Raw genomic sequence first — 6,504 nt, forward strand, 5'->3', positions numbered from 1 at the left:
CTTCCATGTACGGGGGGAAGCTGGGGATGTGGGAGTTGTCGTGTTCGAGGACGGAGACGTCGCCGTTCTTGGCCACTTCGCGGAAGCCGGCGAACTTGTAGGTGACGAGCATCGTCCGGTTGCGGTCGGTGGAGACGAATTCCGCCCGCAGTGTCACGCCGGCGTCGTGGGCCTTGCGGATGAGGTGGCCCAGGAGGACGGAGCCGACGCCGCGGGCCATCACGCGGCAGGACATCAGGAGCAGTTTCAGGGTCCATACGTCGGCGGAGCGTTCGACGAGGGCGAGGCCGATCTTGCCGTAGGTGCCGTACTTGTCGTCGAGTGAGGCGACGAGCAGTTCGTGGTCGGGCGAGGAGCGGAACGCGTCGAGCTCTTCGTAGGAGTAGGTGTAGCCGGTGGCGTTCAGCTGGTTGGTGCGTACGGTGAGTTCCTCGGCGCGCTTGAGGTCGTCCTCCCGTGCGGGGGCGATGGTGAAGTGCATGTCGAGGGAGGCGAGGAACTCTTCGGAGGCGCCGGTGTGGGACTCCTCCGCGGCCTTGCGCTGTGCGTCGGCCCGGTACAGGTGGCGGCGTTCGCGGGAGTCCGCGGTGACGAACCGCGGCTGCATGCGGGGCAGGTCGGGGATGCGTTCGGCGTCGAGGGCGTCGATGCACAGCACCTGGGGGTGGGTGAAGCCGACCTCGTCGCGTTCGAAGGGCTGGTCGTCGACGAAGGCGAGGGTGTCGATGCCGATGTTGATCGCTTCGGCGACGGCCTTCACCGAGTCCGACTTCTGGCCCCAGTTGATCTGGGGATAGAGGAAGTATTCGGCGATGCCGAATTCTTCGAGTCGGGCCATGGCGGCGTCGTGGTCGTTTCGGCTGGCTATGGAGTGGAGAATTCCCCGCTCGTCGAGGGTGCGCAGGACGTCGACGATTCCCGGGCGGAGTTTGACGTCTCCGTCCTCGAGGAGCACTCCGTCCCATACGGTGTTGTCGAGGTCCCAGACCACGCATTTCACGGTGATCGTCATCAATTTCCCCTGTTCGTGGTGCGCAGCTGATGGCGGCCGAGGGTGAAATCCTGGAAGGCGTATTCGGCGAGGCCGACTTGGTGGAGCTGGGTGCTTCCCTCGATGATTTCCATGATTTTGGCGTCGCCGAGGTACCGCTGGACGGGGTATGCGGAGCTGCAGCCGTTGGCGCCGTGGATCTGTACGGCGTCGGTCGCCGCGCGTACGGCGGCGCGGGAGGCGAAGTACTTCGCCAGTGAGGTGGCGGCGAGGGCTCCGGGGTCGCGCTCGTCGCGGAGCCGGCCGGCGTCCATGCACAGCAGGCGGGCCGCGCGGGCCTCGGTGTACATGTCGCTGATCATGCGGCGGACGAGTTGGTGGTCCTTGATGAGCGCGCCGAACTGTTCGCGTTCGCCCGCGTAGGCGAGACAGGCGTCGAGGCAGGCGTCGAGGATGCCGACGCTGCCCCAGCCCACGGTGTAGCGGCCGAGGTCGAGGGCGGCGCCGACGACGTGCGAGATGCCGAGGCCGGGGCGGGCGAGGATGTTCTGCTCGGGCACCGGGGTCTGTTCGAAGCGCACGTCGGCGGTCATCGAGGCGCGGATGCCGATGAGGTCCGTGATCAGGGAGGTGCTCAGGCCGGGGGCGGGGCGTTCGACGAGGACCGCGGTGGGTCCTTCCTCGGTCCGGGCGACCGTCAGGAACAGGTCGGCCACGTGGCCGTAGGTGATCCATTTCTTGTGGCCGTCGAGCAGGTGGCCGTCGCCGGTGCGGGTGAGGCGGCTGGTGACGCCGGCGGCGTCGCTGCCGGCGCCGGGTTCGGAGACGGCGAGTGCCGCGATGCGTTCGCCGGTCGCGAGCAGGGGCAGCCAGGTGTCCTTCTGGGCGCGGCTGCCCCAGCGCATGATCGCGTGGGCGACCATGGTGTGCACGGTGAGCAGGCTGCGCAGTGAGGAGCAGGCGCGTCCGATCTCCGCGGCCAGCAGTCCGAGGGTGACCGCGTCCCTGCCGCCTCCGCCGTACTCCCGCGGGACGGCCAGGCCGAGGTATCCGCTGTCGGCCAGGGCGCGGACGAGCTCCGGCGGGGTGTGCTGGGCACGGTGGATCGAGTCCGCGGCCGGCGCGACGACGCGCTGGGCGAACTCCTGGAATTCCTCCCGGGCCTCGGTGTGCCCGGCGGGTGGCTGGGTCGTCAGGGACACGGTTCGCCTCACTGGGGCACGGCTGCGGACAGCTTGCGGTTGACGAAGGCCTCGAGGGCGCTGACGGAGCGGAAGTGGTCGAGTTCGAGGTCGTCGTTCTCGACGGTGATGCCGAACTCGTGCTCGACGAAGGCGACCAGCTGCATGGCGAACATCGAGCTGACGAAGCCCAGCTGGAAGATGTCGTCGTCGTCCCCCAGGTCGTGCACGGGGAAGAAGCGGGAGAGGTAGTGCGCGATCCGGGGCTTGATGTCCGTGCTCATGTCATTCCCTGTCTCTGGTGGACTCGTCCGGTGGGTCGGGTGCGGCGGGGCCGCGGGCGGCCGCGGCCCCGTGCCGCTCAGGCGTAGCTGTGGAAGCCCTGGCCGCTCTTTCGGCCCAGCAGCCCGGCGGCGACCATCTTCTTGAGCAGCGGGGCGGGCCGGTACTTGTCGTCGTTGAAGCTCTCGTAGAGCACTTCGACGGACTTGAGGATGGTGTCGAGGCCGATGAGGTCGGCGGTCTCCAGCGGGCCCATGCGGTGGTCGAAGCAGCCCTTGAAGATGCGGTCGACCTCGGCCGCGGAGGCGACGCCGTCCTGGACGAGGAAGACTGCCTCGTTGACGGTCAGCATGAGCACGCGGTTGGAGACGAAGCCGGGGACGTCCTGGACGACGATGCATTCCTTGCCGAGTTCGGCGAGGAAGCGTGCCGCGGTGTCCAGGGTCTCCTGGGTGGTGTGGTAGCCGCGGATGACCTCGACGAGCGGCTTCATCGGCACCGGGTTCATGAAGTGCATGCCGACGACGCGCTCGGGGCGGCCGGTGGCGGAGCCGACCCGGGTGATGGAGATGGCGGAGGTGTTGACGGCGAAGACGGTGCCGGGCCGGCAGATCTTGTCGATGCGTTCGTAGACCTGCTGCTTGATGCCCCAGTCCTCGGTGACGTTCTCCACGACGAAGTCGGCGTCGGCGAGCCGCTCGTAGTCGACCGTGAACTCGATCTTCTCCAGGACCGCCGTAAAGTCGACCTTCTCCTTGCTGTTGAACAGGGCGTAGGTCCGCAGGCTGGTGCGCAGTTCCTTGCGGGCGCGTTCGAGGACGTCCTCGGAGATGTCCACGAGGACGACGCGGTGTCCGGTCTGGGCGAGGTTCTGCGCCACGCCGACGCCCATGACCCCGGCGCCGAGTACCCCTACGGTCTTGAATTCCATGGTCCGTCGACTCCGTTTACTGGTCGCTGCGAAGGGCGTAGATGTTGTAGATGTCCGTGCCGACGTAGATCTCGTCCTGTTCGGCGTGGACGGTGAAGCCGCGGCTGCTCAGCATCCGGGTCAGGTGGGCGACCCGGCCGTCGCCGTCGTGGGCCTCGAGCACCATCTGGCGGATCTTGGGCCAGTCGTGGTCGGCGATGCCGTCGAGGACCTGCTGCTCGCTCTTCTGCACATCGATCTTGATGAGGTCGATCCGTTCGACGCCCTGTTCCGCGATGACGGCGCTCAGGGGACGCAGCCATGCCTTGAACGGGACGGCGTCGAAGCGGACGTCGATGAGTTCCTCGGCGTAGGCGTCGAGCTTCTCGATGCCTTCTTCCGCCTCGCCGGCCGCGCGCTGGTTGGCGATGATGGTGCGCAGGTTGCGCTTCTCCTCGTCCTCGTCGGGGTGGAAGGAGGACATGCCGGAGCTGCGCGGGTAGAAGGTGAAGTCGGCCTCCGTCTCGCTGTCGGAGACGCCGATGTTGAACAGCTTGGCGTTCACGCCGTGTTCGGCGACGTTGCGGCTGAGGAGTTCGAACATGGGCGGGGCCGGTTCGAAGGTGTAGATCTCGACGTTGTCGGCCTCGTAGTGGGAGAAGAGGGTGAACAGGCCGATGTTGCCGCCGACGTCGAAGACGGTGGCGCCGGGCTCGATGGTGATGCCGTTCTTGGCGTAGGTGCGGTGGTCGAAGATGTCCTCGTAGAAGTGCTTGGTCTCGGCCTCGTTCTGGTGGTGGACCATCAGGCCGTTGGGCAGCCGGTAGGCGGGGCGTGCGTCGGCCGCGGCGGTCCAGGCGGCCGTTTCGGCGGCGGTCGGCTCGTCGCCGGTGAGCAGCGCGTCGATGGCGGCGGACATCTGGACGATGCTGGGCATCTCGTAGACGCGGCGGAGGGTGAGCTCGACGCCGAACTCGCGCTCGATGCGCAGGATCAGGCGGGTGGCGAGCAGGGAGTTGCCGCCCAGTTCGAAGAAGCCGATGTCGGTGGGGAGCGCGTCCGACTTGAGCAGCCGGGACCAGATCGTGTGCAGCCGGGCCTGGGTGTCGGTCAGCTCCGGGGCGCCCTGCGGGACGGCGGCGGTGGCGGTGTGGCCAGCGGTGGGGATGCCGGCGGCGGGGAAGGTGTCCCAGCCGGCCTGTGCGTGGCCGGTCCACAGCCGGCCGAGGGCCTTCAGGAGGACGGCGGTGTCGTCCTGCGGCTCCATCGGGTGGCGCATGGAGGCGACGATGGCGGCGGTGTCACCGTCGCGGGCGGCGGCGGCGAGGCTGCTGAGGGTCTGTCCGGGGCCGGTCTCCAGCAGGAGCGGCTCGGCGCCCAGGGCGGCCAGCCCGTCGGCGAACCGCACCGGGCTGCACAGGTGGCGGGCCCAGTACGCCGGGTCGGTGGCCTGCTCGTCGGTGATCTGCCGGCCGGTCACGTTGGAGATGTAGGGGATGCTCGGCGCCTTGAGGTCCAAGGTGGCGGCGAGCCGGGTGACTTCGGCGGCCAGCGGCTCCATCATCACCGAGTGGAAGGCGTGGGTGGACTTCACCCGGCGGGCGGCCACGCCCTGTTCCATGAGGCGGGTGTGGAGCTCGTCCACGGCCGCGCCGGGGCCGGCGACGACGCAGAACTCGGGTCCGTTGACGGCGGAGAGCGACAGCTTCTCGCCGATCAGGGCCGCGACCTGCTCCTCGGGGAGCATGACGGCGAGCATGGCGCCTTCCGGCGACCGGTCGATCAGCCGGGCGCGCTGGGCGACGAGCTTGACGGCGCCCTCGAGGGTCAGCACCCCGGCGAGGGTGGCGGCGACGTACTCGCCGAGGCTGTAGCCGATCATGACCTTCGGGCGCAGGCCCCACGACTCCCACAGCTTCGCCAGCGCGTACTCGACGGCGAAGAGGGCCGGCTGGGCGACACCGGTACGGTTCAGGCGGCGCTCGGCGTCGCTCTGGGTGCCGCTGTCGCGGCCCAGCATCTGCCGCAGGTCCATGGCCGGCGCCGGTGCGCCGGGGGCCTGGTCCTGCGGGAACAGGGCGTCGCGGATGTCGAGGTCCAGCTCCGCGGCGAGCAGGTCGGCGCAGCGGTCCAGGTGCTCCCGGAAGACCGGGAAGTGGTGGTACAGGCCCTGCCCCATGCCGACGTAGTGGTCGCCGAGGCCGGGGAACATGAACGCGACCGGCCGCCCGGCGGCGGGCACGGTCGCGGCGCCCTGGGGGCGTATCTCGGCGGTGCCGCTCTCGTCGCCGGCGGCGGTCAGCAGGGCGGCGCGGCGCAGGCCGGCCGTCGCGGCCGCATCGCCGGCGGTGTGGACGGTGACCAGTGCGTCGTGGGACGTGACGGGGCACGCGGAGCGGGACCGGAGCGCGGCGATCCCGGCATCGAGGTCCGCTGCGCCGGGACCGGCCAGGAGCGCCAGGTGCCACGGGCTCACCGTGTGGTCGTCGCGGACGGACACGGGTGTCGGATGGGGATTCATGCCACTCCTTGGCTGTCGCAGGGCAGGGCCGCACAGGTCGGGGAATGCCGGAGACGGGGTGGACCAATTGGTAGCAGCGCAGCCTTTGGTCTCACTCAATCCGCAATCGGGCCGTCTCTCTTGCGCGGTGCGCAGGGGCCCCGTGACGCATACGGAAAAGGCGCAGTCCACGTAGTCCTGCGTCAGCTTCTTTGCCGGTCTCTTTCACTGTCAAGTCCCGTCGGCCCGGCCTGTGTCGGGGTGCCGCAATTCCCGGTCCGATCCCCATTGGCTCTCGAGTGGTTCTCGAGCGGTTCCTGATTCGGCCCGGACGGGCGTCACTTGTCCGCCGGGGCGCATTCGGGGAAAGCTGAGGGGCGTTCTCGTTTCTCCACAGTCCGCTGCACTCCCGATCGCCGGGAGACAGATCCCCTCCCTCTTCCTTCTTCCTCTTCGACGCCCCGTCCGGAGACCGCCATCGCCGTGCCCGAGCAGAACGGCGCCGCCGCCCGGCGGCCCCTGGTGATGCTGGAGCGGGCCGCCGTCGTGCTGCGTGCCGCCCAGCAGGGCGGCGGCGGTGCGGCGGAGCTGACGGACGACGAGAGGCGGCGTGCGGCGTCCCTGCGGCACCGGCCGCAGC

5 protein-coding genes are annotated in these 6,504 nt (G+C 69.3%); all 5 read right to left on the minus strand.

Annotated elements, in window-relative coordinates; genetic code table 11:
- Positions 1-1,012, minus strand: a 1,012-nt coding sequence (locus ACWGH4_RS28460; RefSeq protein ID WP_453465970.1) for an HAD-IIIC family phosphatase, incomplete at its 3' end; no start/stop codon positions are given.
- Positions 1,012-2,193 (minus strand): acyl-CoA dehydrogenase family protein, encoded by a 1,182-nt coding sequence (locus ACWGH4_RS28465; RefSeq protein ID WP_453465972.1) that lies wholly within the window; start codon positions 2,191-2,193, stop codon positions 1,012-1,014. The genes ACWGH4_RS28465 and ACWGH4_RS28460, both read right to left, overlap by 1 nt.
- Before the next feature lie 8 nt (positions 2,194-2,201).
- Positions 2,202-2,456 carry an acyl carrier protein gene (locus ACWGH4_RS28470; RefSeq protein WP_453465974.1) on the minus strand — a complete coding sequence of 85 codons (255 nt, stop codon included), beginning with the start codon at positions 2,454-2,456 and terminating at the stop codon, positions 2,202-2,204.
- A gap of 77 nt (positions 2,457-2,533) precedes the next feature.
- Positions 2,534-3,385 (minus strand): 3-hydroxyacyl-CoA dehydrogenase NAD-binding domain-containing protein, encoded by an 852-nt coding sequence (locus ACWGH4_RS28475; protein ID WP_441267262.1) that lies wholly within the window; start codon positions 3,383-3,385, stop codon positions 2,534-2,536.
- 16 nt (positions 3,386-3,401) lie between these two features.
- Positions 3,402-5,885, minus strand: coding sequence for an FkbM family methyltransferase (locus ACWGH4_RS28480; protein ID WP_453465976.1), 2,484 nt, complete (start codon positions 5,883-5,885; stop codon positions 3,402-3,404).
- Positions 5,886-6,504: the final 619 nt, after the last annotated feature.

Source organism: Streptomyces sp. NPDC054847, assembly GCF_053610925.1.